Origin of the sequence: Clostridium sp. KNHs216, from assembly GCF_006714885.1 — a bacterium.
GTDB lineage: Bacteria > Bacillota > Clostridia > Oscillospirales > Acutalibacteraceae > Caproiciproducens.
Genome location: NZ_VFMF01000001.1, coordinates 3,429,492 through 3,444,504, shown reverse-complemented (window position 1 = coordinate 3,444,504; position 15,013 = coordinate 3,429,492). Strand labels below are relative to the sequence as shown.

The window sequence follows — 15,013 nt, the reverse complement described above, 5'->3', positions numbered from 1 at the left end:
AGGCATTCAAAAATGGAAACAGCCAATACCGAGCGCAAAAAGGTCATCTTCAGCGCAATTCAGCCGAGCGGCACGATTACCCTCGGCAACTACCTGGGCGCGCTCAAAAACTGGATCAGCCTGCAGGATGAATACAGCTGTATTTTTGCTCTGGCCGATCTGCACACCATCACCGTCCGCCAGGAGCCGGCGAAATTCCGCCGCAATGTGCTGGAAGCGTACGCGCTGCTGCTGGCCTGCGGCATCGATCCGAAAAAAAGCCCGTTCTTCATTCAGAGCCACGTCTGCACCCATTCCGAGCTTGCGTGGGTCCTGAACTGCTACACGCAGTTCGGCGAGCTGCAGCGGATGACGCAGTTCAAGGACAAATCGGCAAAACATGCCGACAATGTCAATGCGGGCCTGTTCACATATCCCAGCCTGATGGCGGCGGACATCCTGCTGTATCAGGCGGACCTTGTCCCCGTGGGAGCCGACCAGAAACAGCATCTGGAGCTCACCCGCAATATTGCGGAGCGCTTCAACGGCATTTACGGCCAGACCTTCACCGTACCGGATGCCTATATTCCCAAGCAGGGCGCGCGCATCATGTCCCTGCAGGAGCCGACGAGAAAAATGAGCAAGTCCGATGAAAACGCCAACGCCTATGTCGCCGTTCTGGATAAGCCGGAGGACATCATGCGCAAGTGCAAGCGTGCGATTACGGACAGCGAAGCCTGCGTCCGCTTCGGGGAAGGCAAGGACGGCATCAACAACCTGATGGGGATTTACTCCTGCGTGACCGGGCTTTCCAACGAGCAGATCGAAAAAGAGTTCGAGAATAAAGGCTACGGCGATTTCAAGACTGCCGTGGGCGAAGCCGTGGTGGAGCATCTGCGCCCCATTCAGGAACGGTATGCCGACCTGATTAAAAATAAGGATTATCTGGAGCAGTGCTATACCGAAAGCGCACAGAAAGCGCTTTCCCTTTCCGTACGCACCCTTAACAAGGTCATGAAAAAGGTTGGTTTTATTCCAAGAGCCTTCTGAGACTGAAACAGTAATCAAGCAAAACAGGGACAGTCCCTTTCAGCGGGGCGTCCCTGTTTTTATTGCGCTGCTTTCTTTTTGGGCAGGAATATAAAAATTTCTTTGCTGCTGCGGAATTTGTCTGACATATACTGTTAATGACACGTCAAAGATAAATTCATAAATAAATGATAGGATAAAATATCCGGCGGAATTCATTTTGAACAGAAAGGCTGTGAACCATGCGCAGTAAGAACTCGATCAAGAATATTATTGTCAATGTCGGCAGCCAGCTGTTCAGCATTCTGCTGAGTTTCCTGTGCAGGACTATTTTTATCAGGACCCTCGGGGAAGCCTATCTGGGTATCAGCGGGCTGTTCAGCAATATCCTGACGCTGCTTTCCCTGGCCGAGCTGGGCGTGGGCACCGCGATCATTTTCAGCATGTACAAGCCGCTGGCGCAGAACGACCGCAAAAAAATCGGGGCACTGATGGCCCTGTACAAAAGGGCCTATCACACCATCGGGTTGATTGTCGGCATCGCAGGCCTTGCCTTTACCCCGTTTTACCCGCTGTTTATAAAAGAAGACCCCGGAATTCCGAATCTGACCGTCATTTATCTGCTGTATATTTTCAATACGGTCATCACTTATTTTTTCGCCTACAAGCAGTCCATTATTGTGGCTGACCAAAAAAATTATGTCTGCACTTTATATCAGTACGGTTTCTGCATTTTACAGAATATCCTTCAGATTGCCATTCTGTTTCAGACCCATAACTTTATTCTGTACCTCTGCGTTCAGATTCTGTTCAGCTTTTTCACGAACTTCTTCCTTGCTCGCAAGGCGGATCAGATGTACCCATACCTCAGACAGTACGAAAAAGAAAAACTCAGTAAAAGCGACAGGTCTTCCATCCTCAAAAATATCCGCGCAATGTTTATGCACCGAATCGGAAGCACCGTGGTCAACGGAACCGACATTCTGCTGATTTCCCGCTTTGTGGGCATCGTCAGCGTAGGTATCTACTCCAACTACTTCCTGATTACCAGCACCCTGCGCCAGCTAACCGCGCAGATTTTCAGCGGAATCACGGCCAGCGTAGGGAATCTGGGCGCGCTGGAGGACAGAAAAAGATCGTACGATATTTACCTTTCCATCAATTTTGCGTGCTTCTGGATTTTCAGCTTCTGCTCGATCAGCCTTCTCTGTCTTTTCAATCCATTTATCACCCTGTGGACAAGGCGGCAGGACCTTCTGTTTGCCCTTCCCATTGTCTTCGTCATTGCCCTCAATTTCTTCGTCACCGGCATGCGGCAGGCAACTCTGACCTTCCGCGACGCGTTCGGCCTGTTCTGGTACGACCGGTACAAAGCGGTTCTGGAAGCCGCGGTAAACCTGATCTTTTCCATTATCCTGGTGCAGCGGTACGGAATCATCGGCGTTTTTGCCGGGACCTTCATCAGCACAATGACGATCGATTTCTGGGTGGAGCCGCTGGTCCTGTTCCGGCACGGCTTCCACCGCCCGGTCAGAACTTATTTTGCGCGGTACGTTTATTACGCCGTGCTGACAGGCCTGACGGGGTATTTCACCTATCTGTGCTGTTCCTTCCTGCCCGGCGCCGGGTTCTGGGCTTTTGCCGTGAAATGCGTGATCTGCCTTCTTGTGCCCAACACGGTTTATCTGGTTCTGTTCTGGAACACCCGCGAATTTCAGTATTTGAAGGGCTTTGTAAAATGGCCCGGATCCCACAAAAGTGAACGGAAAGCGTAAAAATACCGTAAGCCTGAATTGGGCTTACGGTATTTCTTTTATATCATCAAACTGTAAAAGCTTATAGGGCGGAAGATGCCTTATTTACAGATATAATTCAGCTCGCCGACTTCTTTTCCGTCCTTGTAGTAGATGCGCGGCACGCGCTTTGAGATCATACAGACAAGCTCGTAGTTGATGGTGCTGTTGTACCCGGCAAGCTCCTCCAGCGTAACACAGGCGTCCCCGTCGCGGCCGAACACGGTCACAACGTCCCCCTCTTTTACGTCGGGAATAGAGGTGACGTTCAGCATCAGCTGATCCATGCACACCCGGCCGATGATCTTTGCCTTATGCCCGCGCACAAGCATGCTTGCCTTGATATAGAGATGCCGCGGGTATCCGTCCGCATAGCCGATCGGGACGGTCGCGATTTTTACCTGCTTCTTTGCAATATATTTCCTGCCGTAGCTGACGCTGGTCTGCGGTTCAACGGTTTTCACCAGCGACACAACGCTTTTCAGTTCCATCGCGGGCATCAGCTCCACGGCATTTTTCATCATATCCGACGGCATCAGGCCGTACAGAATCACACCGGGGCGCACCATGTCAAGCTGCATATCCGGGTAATCGAAGATCGCGGCGGAATTCGCGCAGTGGCGGATTTTGAAGGTGATGCCACGCTGTCCCAGCAGGGCAATCGCTTTCATCAGGTTGTCAAACTGCATGATGGTATAAGCGCGGCCGCCGTTGCCCTCGTCGGCGACGGCGAAATGAGTAAAAATGCCTTCCGGGTCAAGCGACGGCAGCTTGCAGACTGTTTCGATCTCATCGATCACGTCCCCGTCCCTGACGGGGTTCTGGTACATAAAGCCGATGCGGCTCATGCCCGTATCCAGCTTGATATGAACGCGCACCGTAACGCCCGCCTTGACCGCTTCGGCGGAAAGCGCCTCGCCGTACCCGACGGAGAACACGGTCTGAGCAATGTTCAGTTCGCACAGCTGCGCGGCCATACAGGGTGGTGTGTAGCCCAAAATCAGAATCGGCAGGCGGATTCCGGCGCTGCGGATCTGCATCGCCTCTTCCAGATTGGAAACGGCGAACCAGTCCGCACCCAGCTTTTCATATTCCTTCGCCAGGGCCTCCGCCCCGTGACCGTAAGCGTCCGCCTTGATCACACAGCAGACCAGCGTTTCCGGCCTGAGCTGTTCACGGATCGTTTTAAAATTATGGTCAATTGCGTCAAGGCTGACCTCGGCCCAGGTTCTTCTGAAAAATTCACTCATTCTATTCTTTCACCCGTATTACTTGAAGTATTTGACACCTGATTCAAAAATCATCTGGTCCTTCGCTCCGGGAACATTTGCGTACAGGTCTTTTCCTTTGCGCTCGGAATGGGCCATCTTGCCGAGAATGCGTCCGTCCGGGCTGGTGATGCCCTCCACCGCGCAGACCGAGCCGTTCGGGTTCCATTCGATACTGCCGCTGGGGACCCCGTCCGGGGTCCCGTACTGGGTCGCGATCTGGCCCCCGGCAATCAGGCGGTCCATGACCGCGCCGCTTGCGGCAAAGCGCCCTTCCCCGTGCGAAACCGGCACCGCGAACACATCGCCCGCGCTTACGCCCGCAAACCACGGGGATTTAACGGAGGTCACGCGGGTATACACCATGCGGGAAACGTGGCGGCCAAGGGTGTTGAACGTCAATGTAGGAGCATCCTCACTCGGCTTCGTAATCTCACCGTACGGCACAAGGCCCAGCTTAATCAGCGCCTGGAATCCGTTGCAGATACCCAGCATCAGACCGTCGCGGTTTTTCAGCAGGTCGCCCACCGCTTCGGCAATCTTTGGATTGCGGAAGGTGGTGGCGATAAACTTCCCGGAACCGTCCGGCTCGTCGCCGCCGGAAAATCCACCCGGCAGCATAATGATCTGAGACTGACGAATCGCCTTCTCCATCCGTTCAATTGTAGCTTCAATATCCGCAGAAGTCAAATTCCGCACAACCAGAATTTCCGGCTGTGCTCCCGCGCGCTCAAAAGCGCGGGCGGTGTCGTACTCGCAGTTGGTTCCCGGGAACACCGGGATAAAGACCCGGGGCTTCGCGGCCCTGATCGCAGGCGCCTTTGCAAAGCGCTCCGTAAAGAGCGGAACCTCCTTCGTAAACGGCTGCTCCTGCGCTTCGTTCGGGAAAATCTTTTCCAGCGTGCCGCACCATGCGGCAACGAGCGCTTCGATTGCAAGCGTTTCGCCGCCCAGAACAATCCGCGGCTCTTCGCTGACGGTTCCCAAAAGAACCGGATGGAATTTTTCGTCGACCCGGCAACCTTTTGCAAGCTCCACCACCAGAGCGCCGGAAGCGGGAGCAAACAGCGTTCTTTCATCGACCGCCTCTTCGCGGAACACAAAGCCCAGCCGATTGCCAAAGCACATTTTCGCGACCGCCGCGGCTGTGCCGCCTTCCTTGACAACGGAAGCGGACACCACTGCGCCGTGATGAATCATACTGTAAATTTCCGCGTAGTATTCCTTCAGCTTTTCCCAGTCGGGAAGCAAAGTATTCTGATTTTCGGGAACCGGAAGCAGGACAATGGACGCGCCCGGGTTTTGAAACGCGGCGGAAACGGTGCCGCTCGCCTTGGTCATGGCGACAGCAAAGCTGACCAGCGTGGGCGGAACGTCCAGCTGCTCAAAGCTGCCGCTCATGCTGTCCTTGCCGCCGATCGCGGGCAGTCCCATGCCGAGCTGCGCGCTCAGCGCGCCGAGCAGCGCGGCTGCCGGTTTTCCCCAGCGCTTCGGGTCGGTGTTCAGCCTTTCAAAATATTCCTGAAAGGTCAACCGGGCTTTCAGCGGGTCCGCGCCGACGGCGGCGAGCTTCGACAGGCTCTCCGTGACCGCCCAGGCCGCTCCGTGGAACGGGCTGAACCGCGCGATGCCCGGAAGATACCCGTAGGACATCGCGGTGGCGTCGTCCGTTTCTCCGTGCATGACCGGGATTTTCGCCGCCATTGCCTCTTCCGGGGTCAGCTGATATTTCCCGGCAAAGGGCATCAGAACAGTCGCCGCGCCGATGCTCGCGTCGAACCGCTCGGCAAGACCCTTCTGACTGCAAACCTCAAGCCGGGAAAGGTTCTCTTCGAACGCTTCGGCAAGCGGCTTGTTTTTCAGGCATTCCGGCACCAGGCTCCTGTAATACCGCGCCGGGTCTACCGCTTCAATGGTCACGCCGTTTTTCTGGGTCACGCCATTGGTGTCCAGGAACGCGCGGCTGATGTCCACGATCGTGTCGCCGCGCCACGTCATGCGCAGACGGGGCTCCTTCGTAACAACGGCGACCACCTGCGCGTTGAGGTTTTCTTCGTTTGCCGCCGCGATAAACGCTTCCACGTCCTGCGGGGCGAGCAGGACCGCCATTCTTTCCTGCGATTCGGAAATAGCCAGTTCGGTTCCGTCAAGGCCCTCGTATTTTTTAGGAACCTTATTCAAATCGATTCTGAGGCCGTCCGCAAGCTCGCCGATGGCGACGCAGACACCGCCCGCGCCGAAGTCGTTGCAGCGTTTGATTTTCTGCGCGACCTCCGCATTGCGGAAAAGACGCTGGATTTTGCGCTCGGTCGGCGGATTGCCCTTCTGCACCTCCGCGCCGCAGACCTCAATGGACTGTTCGGTGTGCGCCTTGCTGGAGCCGGTGGCGCCGCCGCAGCCGTCGCGTCCCGTACTGCCGCCCAGCAGCACGATGATATCGCCCTCGTCCGGCACGAACCGCACCACGTTCTCTTTTGGAGACGCACCGATGACCGCGCCGATTTCCATGCGCTTCGCGACATAGCCGGCGTCGTACAGCTCGGTGACCTGACCGGTCGCAAGGCCGATCTGGTTGCCGTAGGAGCTGTAGCCCTGCGCCGCGCCCGTCGTGATTTTCCGGGTCGGCAGCTTGCCCGCCAGCGTGTCCTCAAAGGGGACGCGCGGGTCGCCTGAGCCGGTCACGCGCATCGCCTGATAGACATACGCCCTGCCGGAAAGCGGGTCACGGATCGCGCCGCCGAGACAAGTCGCCGCCCCGCCGAACGGCTCGATTTCGGTAGGATGGTTATGGGTCTCGTTTTTAAACTGCACCAGCCATTTTTCTTCTTTCCCGTCAATGGTGACCGGCACTTCAATGGAGCAGGCATTGATTTCCTCGCTCAGGTCAAGGTCGGGAATCTGCCCCCGCTTGCGCAGAAGCTTCATGCCGATGACCGCCATATCCATCAGGGAGACGGGGCGGTCCGTTTCACCGTATACCTCGGAACGCGCCTCGTAATACGCTTTCAGCGCATCCTCAATCGCGCCGCTGACTGCCGACTGCTCAATCGTGATATTTTCCAGCCTTGTGGAAAAAGTGGTGTGGCGGCAGTGGTCGCTCCAGTAGGTATCGATGACGCGCAGCTCGGTCACGCTGGGGTCGCGATTTTCCTTCCGGAAGTAATCGCGGCAGAACGCCAAATCTTCAAAGCTCATGGCGAAGCCCATGGATTCGTAATAGGCCTTCAGTTCGTTTTCATTCCAACTGATAAAGCCCGTCACGCGAGCGACGTCCGGCGGAACATCCGCTTTCACGTCGAGGGTTTCGGGCTTTGCTAACGAGGCAAGACGGCTTTCCACCGGGTTTACCAGATAGCTCTTGATTTGATTCAGTTCCTCTTCGCTTAAATTGCCCTTTACGGCAATCACGCGGGCGGTAGCCACCTGCGGGCGCTCCCCCTGCGTCAGAAACTGGATACACTGCGCGGCGGAATCGGCGCGCTGGTCGTACTGCCCGGGAAGATATTCCATGGCGAACACAGTAAAATTCTCCGGAACCGGAACCGTCTCGTCATAAACGTCGTCCACATTGGGTTCGGAAAAAATAGTCCCCCTTGCGGCGGCAAATTCTTCTTTGGTAAGTCCGGATACGTCGTACCGGTTCATCAGCCTGAGTTCCTCAATGGAAGTCATGCCAAGATTGTCTACAAGGTCGGTTTTGATGTGCTGTGCTTCAACATCGAAGCCGGGTTTCTTTTCCACAAATACTCTGATTACGCCAGACATATTTCCCCCGTTCCGCCGCCTGAAAGCGGCCGATTCAACATACTTTATCCTCAATAGTATCACATTTGTTTTCCATTATAAAGAGAAGATGAAAACATTGACATTTTCCATAAAAAATCATGTTCTGAAAGCAAAAAAACCGGCGGAGAATCGTCCCCGCCGGCACTTTCGGATTCACTTGATTCTGCGGCACTCCATATAGAAGCGCTTGTCGCAGGCATGCCCCATGGAAAAGGTTTTCCGCGGAAGGGCCCCGTCGACGGCGACCGTTTCAAACAGGCTGCTTTTCTCCATATTGGGCAAAAAGAAAGCCATTGCGCTGCTGTCCCCGGCACAGAGCTTTTCCGCTACTTCTACGCCGTGTATGTAGTCCATTTTTCCGCCCACGTGCGCAAGGCGTGCGTCCAGAAATTTCTGCAGCGTACCGACCTCTAAATTGGACGGCGGATTCTTTACCCAGATATCCTTTTTCCGTCCGTCCACCAGACAGGTGATCCGGTGTCCCTCGCAGGGAACGTCGGAAACGTCGTAGAAACGGTACAGCTCCCGCATCAGCTCCCCTGGATTTGTCTGGAACACCACCCGCTGGATCGGTTCAAACTGCAGGAAATCGTCGTACAGGTTCACGACCTCCACAAGCGCCCAGCGCGCGGGATGAACCGCCGCTTCCTGCGGGGACAGCGTCTTTTTCAACTCCTCGTAACAGGCCTTTGCGGTCGCGAGGGAATGGTTGCCGTCGCCCACGGCAAAAAGCAGATTATCGCGGACCGGCAGACGGTCCAGCGCGTCTTCCAGCTTTTTGGCGGCCGCGGAATTCAGGCTGAAGCCGCGGATGCTCCCGCTTCTTTGCATCAGCTTTCCCTCGTACTCCGGAGTCAGCCCGGAAGGATCGATTTTCTCAATCACGCTGCACTGGGGATCGTCGATCAAAATCATGATATGCGGCAGCTCCAGCGGCGCGCCGCGGCGGATTTTCACGCGGGGCGGAATCCGTTCCAGCACCGTTCCCTCCGTCGCGCGGATAGGCGTCTTGCTGCCCGCCTCGTACCGGTACTGCTCCAGGTCGAGCGCCAACATGACCCCGCGGCGGAGCTTTCCGTCCGCCAGGGTGCGCTCCACGTAGAGGTAGCTGTTCTTTATTTCACGAAAAACACCGTCCGAGAGGTAGCGTTCCATGGCGGCGTTGATTCCGGCGGCGTACTGCTCCGCGTCGGTCGTTTCCAGATAACATTCGGGGTACACCATATGGTAGGTGGAGGGATAATCCCCCGCCGCCTTTTTCGCTTCCTGCCAGTACTCCGGCTGGGAAGTATATTGGTCACAGGCAACCACACACCAGTTTTCTGTCGGTACGTCCTTCGGCAGCAGGATATCCGCGGGTTTAAAATAAGGGTGCAACATTCAGAAATCTCCTGTTCTCTTACGAAATTCGGGACATCGCCCATTCAGTAATCAAATAGTAACACATTTCCGACAGTGTTCGCAACCTGTTTCAGGCCTTCTCCCGTGTCCGATTGAGAAAATAGCTGAAAAAGAAGATCGCCGCCGCGATCAGCACGATGGTGCCGCCCGCCGCCGTACCCGTATAGTAGGAGACGATCAGCCCGCTCACGCCGGAAAACAGCGAGATAAAGACGGCGATCAGGTGGTAGGAACGCATCCCCTTCGCAAGATTGCGGGCCGAGGCAGCCGGAAGCACCAGCAGGGAATTGATAATCAGCACGCCCACCCATTTGATCGACACGGTTACGATGGCGGCCACAATGATTACAAACAGCTTTTCAACAAAGCGCGTATTGATGCCCTTGCTCGCGGCCAGATCGGCATTGATGCTGGTCAGCAGCAGTTTATTGAAGAACAGGTCCCAGATCACAAGCACCGCCAGCAGAATAAAAGCCAGCATAACGATTTCTGCGGGCTGCACCGTTAAAATATCGCCGATGAGATATCCGGAATATTTCGCGAAGCCGCCGGAAGCCGACAGCAGCACGATGCCAAGCGCCAGCCCGGTAGAGGAAAACACCCCGATAATGGTATCCGCGGAGGAAGTGCCGGAATCCATCACGGCCGAGATGCACAGCGCGAACAAAAGCGCGAAGCCCATCATGGAAATCAGATAATTGTCAATGCCCATCAATACGCCGATGGCGATTCCGGTCAGCGCGGAGTGCCCCAGCGCATCTGAAAAAAAGGACATCTTGTTGTTTACGATCATCGTCCCGACCAGCCCGAACAGCGGGGTAATCAGCAAAACGGCGAGCAGCGCGTTTTTCATGTAGTTGAATTCCGTCCACTCAAACGGCAGAAGCAGATCGATCAAGGAATATATTGCGTTCATGATTTCACACCTCCGGTCAGCTTCAGGCCGAAGGCTTCCCGCACCTCGGGCGTTCTCATCACTTCCCGGACGCTGCCGCTGACCAAGACGGTGCGGTCCAGCAGTACGGCGCGCGTCGCGTATTTCTCCACATGGGAAAGATCGTGGGACACCAGAATGATCGGCATCTGGTGTTCCGCGCGCATTGAGGTGACCAGGTCGTAAAAGACCTCTATCCCCTTGCGGTCCACCGCGGACACCGGTTCATCCAAAAGCAGAAGGTCCGGCTTCGGGTCCAGGGCAAACGCGAGCAGCACTCGCTGCATTTCCCCGCCGGAAAGGCTGCCGATCCGTTTGTTTAAGAGCGCGGGGCTGCCCCCGACCGCGGCAAGCGTCTGCCGGACCCGGTTCAGCCTTTCTTTGTTATGGCCCAGCCAGACCGGGAACCCGCTCATGTTGGCACAGAGCATGTCGCCGACCGTAACGGGCATGGAGCGGTCAAATACCAGATTCTGCGGAACATAGCCGATGCGGGGATTGGAAATCTTTTCCCCCTTGGAATTGTGGAACACAACGGTCCCCGTATAGGGAATACGCCCCAGCAGCGCTTTGAGCAGCGTGGTTTTTCCCGCGCCGTTGCGTCCGATCAGCGCCAGAATTTCTCCGTGATGCACATCGAAGGAGACGTCGTGAAGAATCACTCCGTCGTGCTTTCTCACCGTAAGGCTGCGTATCTGTATGCTGCATTTGCAAGTATCCATGTCATTCCCCTTTTATTTCAGCGCCTCTTCGAGTGTCTTCAAGTTGCTTTCCATCGCGTCAAGATAGGCGTCTTTGCTGTTTTCCCCGGTCACCGCCGGGTCAAGCGAATATACCTTCACGCCACTTTCGTTCGCTACAATGTTGGCGGCGGATTTCGGATACTGCGGCTCCGCAAAAACGGCCTTTACACCGCTGCCCCGTATCAGCCGGATGGTTTCCGCCAGTTCGCGCGCGCTCGGCTGGCTGTCAGGCTCACGGTTGACCACGCTCACGATGTTCAGGTCGAATTCTTCGGCGAAATACGGAAAAGCTTCATGGAAGGTAATGATATCCCTGTTCGTGATATGACTCAATTCGGTGTGCATTTTATCGCGCAGTACGCTCAGCTTCGCCGTGTAAGCCTGTGCATTTGTCCGGTAAGCTTCGGCGTTCTGCGGGTCGGCCTGTGCCAGACCTTTTTCAATGTTGGAAACCTGCCGGATGCAGTTGGAAATAGAAACCCAGATGTGCGGGTTTTCCTCCCCGCTCTCATCCGCCAAAAGGGAAATCCCCTCGCTCGAATCAACCACCCGCAGATCGGGAAGCTGAGAAGTCACTTTATTCATAAAGCTTTCCATTCCCGCGCCGTTCATCACGAACACATTCGCCTGCTCTATATTTTTCATGTCCTTCGACTGCAGCTGATAATCGTGCAGGCAGCCCGCCTGCTGTCCCGCCATATTGTCCACCTGTACGCCGGGCACCCCGTCGGTAATGTTCAGGGCCATAATATATAAAGGATAAAAGGATGTCACCACCCGAAAACGGACATTCTGTGTTGTCCTTCCGGCACACCCCGCGGAAAAAAGCAGAATCGCAGCCGCCAAAATAGCGGCGGCAGCTCGTTTCAGCATTTTGTACGGCCTCCTTAAATGCAAATCATTAGCAATGTATAATATAGACCGATCACCGGTTATTGTCAAGTAAAAGGGACGGATAACATCCGTCCCTTCATCTTTATTTATGCGCGCGCCATCATAGCACGGATTTCCGGAAGTTTTCTTTCGCAGTCGCTCATTCCCATTTCGTAAATCCCTTTCAGCACCTCCGGGTTCTTCTCATACCGGCCTGTTACGATCGGCCTGCTGGGACGGACGATGACTGCTTTTTCCTCCGCCTCCTGCCTGCGGCAGACCTCAAGCTCATTGTTGTAAACCTCCGCGCGGACCTGCATGGAATTTACAAAATTCGGATACTCCCCATATTTTACACGAAGCACCGAACGCGGGAATTCCGGGCGCGGGCTTTTCCGGTAGGTGCTGTCACGGGTAAGCACGACCACATTCAGATTGTTTCCGTCAAAAATAGAGCGTTCGATCGGAATCGGAGTCGCGCAGCCGCCGTCCAGCAGTTCACGTCCCCGGTAGGAAACGGTGTTGGAAATGAAGGGCAGCGAGCTGGAAGCTTTGACCGCGGTGAAATCCTCATCCAGATTCGCCTTGTCGAAAAAAACCGTCTGACCGGTTTTCAGGTCGGTAGCGCCGACCTTGAGGTCAGCCGGAGAGTTGAAAAAGGATTCGTAGTCGAACGGAAGAAGCGTATGGAAAAGTTCTCCGAAAATAAAGTCAAAGCCAAACAAAGAACCCGTTCGGTTTAAATTTTCCACGCTGATATATCGCTTATCCCCGATATACTGATAAAAAATATCGTAATTTCTGTTCTTCTGTCCGGAAATATAGCTGAGCGCGTTGCAGGCGCCGGCCGAAATGCCGTAGACATTCGGGAACTCGATCCCATGATTCAAGAAAACTTCCAGCACACCGCTCGTGTATGCCCCACGCATACCGCCGCCCTCCAGTACAAGGCCTATCGGCATAGCAAACACCTCACATCACAAATATTATGTTCTATTATAGGCTAATCCCCGGTCGAAAACAAGCGAAGGAAATAAAAATGAGGTTTTTTGAAAATTTATATTGATTTTTAGAGCTATTTAAGTTATAATAATCGAGCACTCAAAAAAACGGACGTTTAGCTCAGCTGGTAGAGCATTCGCTTGACGTGCGAAAGGTCATAGATTCGAGTTCTATAACGTCCACCATAAATGATACAGGGCAAAAGGGTTACTTTTTGCCCTTGTTATCATAAAAATATGTATTCTTAAATAAAAGCTAGAATATATATTTTTATGATAACTCTCCAGTTACGCTGACCACATAGCCAGAGAGATATGATCATAAATTGATTGCTTGGCATCCAGAAGCCGGTACCGCCGCATATCCACATTTCTGGTGCAGATAAGTTCAATCGCGTTTTCAGGGAGTTCAGAGGCTCGCTCCGAGCTTTGTACCACCTCGTTTCATATTTTCGCTCATCGTTGCGTAGCTTAACTTTGGTTCGGTCCAATAAACTCCGGTATTACTCTTCCGGCAAGCATATTGTAGCAAGCCTACACGAGCATTTGAAGATGGAATTCAAATGTTGGTCTTGACTTACTAAATTGTCAAGGAGCGCCAACCTCACGCTGTGACAGCATCTAGCCACAAAGAGGTACGCAATGTTTATCATTGCGGAATTGTTTATGAAAAACAAAAGTCTGCACCCTCTTCGCGACAAAAGGGTACAGACCTTGACATGTATCCGAAATGCGTGTTAAAATAACACCACATAAACGGCATTCACAAGTCATATGGGTCTATCCACCCTTATGGCGTAAGGCGATTAACTGTTTGCTAGACGGTTTTTCGCCTGTGGATGCTTTTTTGTTCTCCACAGGGAGAATTATATACCAAATTTTAGTAATTTGCAAGTGTTTAGGATATTTTATACACTAATCTGAAAAATGATGCGGATCAGAAGATGTTGATTGATGAATTGAGATGCCGGAACGGCAATTTAAACATTTTGCTTACATTAAAGGAGTATGAGGCGCAAGTTCCAACCTATTAAAATCAGACTTGGGCTTGATAAGAAATAGGCTTGTTTAGGTTCTTACAGCATTTCCGGTTGAACGCAGCCTTGTTTCAGAATCAACTGAAAATGCTGTAGATGGTCCGCATAACAGAGGAATTTTTTATATTTTTACAAAGGCCGATTTCTCCAACCTGCTTTTTTCTTCTCCGACAGCTTTGAAAGCTTCACTCTGAAAATTTCGCCCGGTGTTCAATCAGCTGGGCCGCAATACTGACGGCGATTTCAGCGGGGGTTTCGCTATGAATATCAATTCCGATGGGGCAGTCTACCCGGTCAAGATCGGCCTGTGAGTATCCCTCTTTCAGCAGCTTTTGGCGCACGGTCGCCACCTTACATTCGCTGCCCACGACACCGATATAGGAAACCGAACTATTCATAGCAAAGCGCTCACAGTCGGTATCTCCCAAATGTCCTCTCGTCATAATGCAGACATAGTCCTGCTTCTGCAAAAGGATGCCGCTATCCGCAAGGCGGGAATAATCCTCTGTACGGACCTCCTCCGCGCCGGGAAAAAGCTTCTCTTCGGAAAACTCGCGCCGGTCGTCCGTTACTACACAGCGAAAGCCCAGATGCGCCAGTAGTGGAACCAACTCCTGAGCCAGATGGCCACCGCCGAAAATGTACACCCGGGCCGAAGTACCAAGCCTTTCCACAAAGCACGGCTTCCCTTCCGCTTCAGTCCGCCCCCGGACCCGGCCGTCCTCAAATTCATCGGGCCGCGCTATGAGTGCGAAAGGGATCGAGCCGTCCAGCGGCAGCGCCCACCAGCATTGCCTGTGTTCTTTCAGTAGCTCGATAAGCTGCTCGCAGACTCGGGCATAACGTTCATCTTCCAGCCAGAGAGTAAACAGCACCTCCACATTGCCGCCGCAGATCATTCCCAGATCAGCTACTTCGTTGGGTGCAAGACAAAACTTCCGCAGTCCGCTTTCCCTGTATGCCAGCATGTCTTTTGCCATCTGAATACACCGGAATTCCAGCATTCCCCCTCCGATAGTACCGTACAGCCGCCCCTCTTCGCCCACCAGCATATAAGACCCGGCGTGACGCGGCACGTGTGTGGTGCTGTCGGCGATAGTCACCAGTATGCTTTTTAATCCGATCGATCGTCTTTCCGATAAAATTTGCAGCAGTTTTTCCATTTCAAT

General features: G+C 53.8%; 10 protein-coding genes and 1 tRNA gene. 3 read left to right on the top strand and 8 right to left on the bottom strand.

Features of this window, described 5'->3' with window-relative positions; all coding sequences use genetic code 11:
* Positions 1–12 precede the first annotated feature (12 nt).
* On the top strand, positions 13–1,029 hold the full coding sequence (gene trpS, locus LY85_RS16520) for a tryptophan--tRNA ligase (protein WP_141827543.1): 1,017 nt from the start codon (positions 13–15) through the stop codon (positions 1,027–1,029).
* Positions 1,030–1,250: 221 nt separating this feature from the next.
* On the top strand, positions 1,251–2,783 hold the full coding sequence (locus tag LY85_RS16515; RefSeq protein ID WP_141827542.1) for an MATE family efflux transporter: 1,533 nt from the start codon (positions 1,251–1,253) through the stop codon (positions 2,781–2,783).
* Between the two features lie 80 nt (positions 2,784–2,863).
* On the opposite strand, the gene alr is transcribed toward LY85_RS16515, so the two are convergent.
* The 7 genes from alr to LY85_RS16480 all read right to left on the bottom strand — a co-directional run bounded on the left by alr (position 2,864) and on the right by LY85_RS16480 (position 12,768).
* Positions 2,864–4,051, bottom strand: a complete 1,188-nt coding sequence (alr, locus tag LY85_RS16510) for an alanine racemase (RefSeq protein ID WP_038323063.1) — start codon at positions 4,049–4,051, stop codon at positions 2,864–2,866.
* Between the two features lie 18 nt (positions 4,052–4,069).
* Positions 4,070–7,834, bottom strand: a complete 3,765-nt coding sequence (locus LY85_RS16505; RefSeq protein WP_141827541.1) for a phosphoribosylformylglycinamidine synthase — start codon at positions 7,832–7,834, stop codon at positions 4,070–4,072.
* Positions 7,835–8,008: 174 nt separating this feature from the next.
* Positions 8,009–9,235: a DUF1015 domain-containing protein gene (locus LY85_RS16500; RefSeq protein WP_141827540.1), complete on the bottom strand. Its 1,227-nt coding sequence runs from the start codon at positions 9,233–9,235 to the stop codon at positions 8,009–8,011.
* Between the two features lie 91 nt (positions 9,236–9,326).
* Positions 9,327–10,172 (bottom strand): metal ABC transporter permease, encoded by an 846-nt coding sequence (locus LY85_RS16495; RefSeq protein WP_096832464.1) that lies wholly within the window; start codon positions 10,170–10,172, stop codon positions 9,327–9,329.
* Positions 10,169–10,912, bottom strand: a complete 744-nt coding sequence (locus LY85_RS16490) for a metal ABC transporter ATP-binding protein (protein ID WP_141827539.1) — start codon at positions 10,910–10,912, stop codon at positions 10,169–10,171. Before LY85_RS16490 ends, LY85_RS16495 begins: the two co-directional genes overlap by 4 nt.
* 12 nt (positions 10,913–10,924) lie before the next feature.
* Complete coding sequence (locus tag LY85_RS16485; protein ID WP_243122592.1) at positions 10,925–11,806, bottom strand: metal ABC transporter substrate-binding protein; 882 nt, start codon at positions 11,804–11,806, stop codon at positions 10,925–10,927.
* Positions 11,807–11,913: 107 nt separating this feature from the next.
* Positions 11,914–12,768, bottom strand: coding sequence for a patatin family protein (locus tag LY85_RS16480; RefSeq protein ID WP_141827538.1), 855 nt, complete (start codon positions 12,766–12,768; stop codon positions 11,914–11,916).
* 149 nt (positions 12,769–12,917) lie between these two features.
* On the opposite strand from LY85_RS16480, the gene LY85_RS16475 reads away from it, so the two are divergent.
* Positions 12,918–12,993: transfer RNA gene (locus tag LY85_RS16475), tRNA-Val, on the top strand.
* A 1,036-nt stretch (positions 12,994–14,029) separates the two neighbouring features.
* Here LY85_RS16475 and LY85_RS16470 read toward each other — a convergent pair.
* Entirely contained in the window at positions 14,030–15,007 is a 978-nt protein-coding gene (locus LY85_RS16470; RefSeq protein ID WP_185741260.1) for an XdhC family protein, read from the bottom strand.
* Between the last annotated feature and the right edge of the window lie 6 nt (positions 15,008–15,013).

Excerpts from the sequence above, each read along its gene's own strand:
- LY85_RS16485 (WP_243122592.1), bottom strand. The coding sequence starts at position 11,806 with ATGCTGAAACGAGCTGCCGCCGCTATTTTGGCGGCTGCGATTCTGCTT.
- LY85_RS16490 (WP_141827539.1), bottom strand. The coding sequence starts at position 10,912 with ATGGATACTTGCAAATGCAGCATACAGATACGCAGCCTTACGGTGAGA.
- LY85_RS16500 (WP_141827540.1), bottom strand. The coding sequence starts at position 9,235 with ATGTTGCACCCTTATTTTAAACCCGCGGATATCCTGCTGCCGAAGGAC.
- trpS (WP_141827543.1), top strand. The coding sequence starts at position 13 with ATGGAAACAGCCAATACCGAGCGCAAAAAGGTCATCTTCAGCGCAATT.
- alr (WP_038323063.1), bottom strand. The coding sequence starts at position 4,051 with ATGAGTGAATTTTTCAGAAGAACCTGGGCCGAGGTCAGCCTTGACGCA.
- LY85_RS16515 (WP_141827542.1), top strand. The coding sequence starts at position 1,251 with ATGCGCAGTAAGAACTCGATCAAGAATATTATTGTCAATGTCGGCAGC.
- LY85_RS16495 (WP_096832464.1), bottom strand. The coding sequence starts at position 10,172 with ATGAACGCAATATATTCCTTGATCGATCTGCTTCTGCCGTTTGAGTGG.
- LY85_RS16505 (WP_141827541.1), bottom strand. The coding sequence starts at position 7,834 with ATGTCTGGCGTAATCAGAGTATTTGTGGAAAAGAAACCCGGCTTCGAT.
- LY85_RS16470 (WP_185741260.1), bottom strand. The coding sequence starts at position 15,007 with ATGGAAAAACTGCTGCAAATTTTATCGGAAAGACGATCGATCGGATTA.
- LY85_RS16480 (WP_141827538.1), bottom strand. The coding sequence starts at position 12,768 with ATGCCGATAGGCCTTGTACTGGAGGGCGGCGGTATGCGTGGGGCATAC.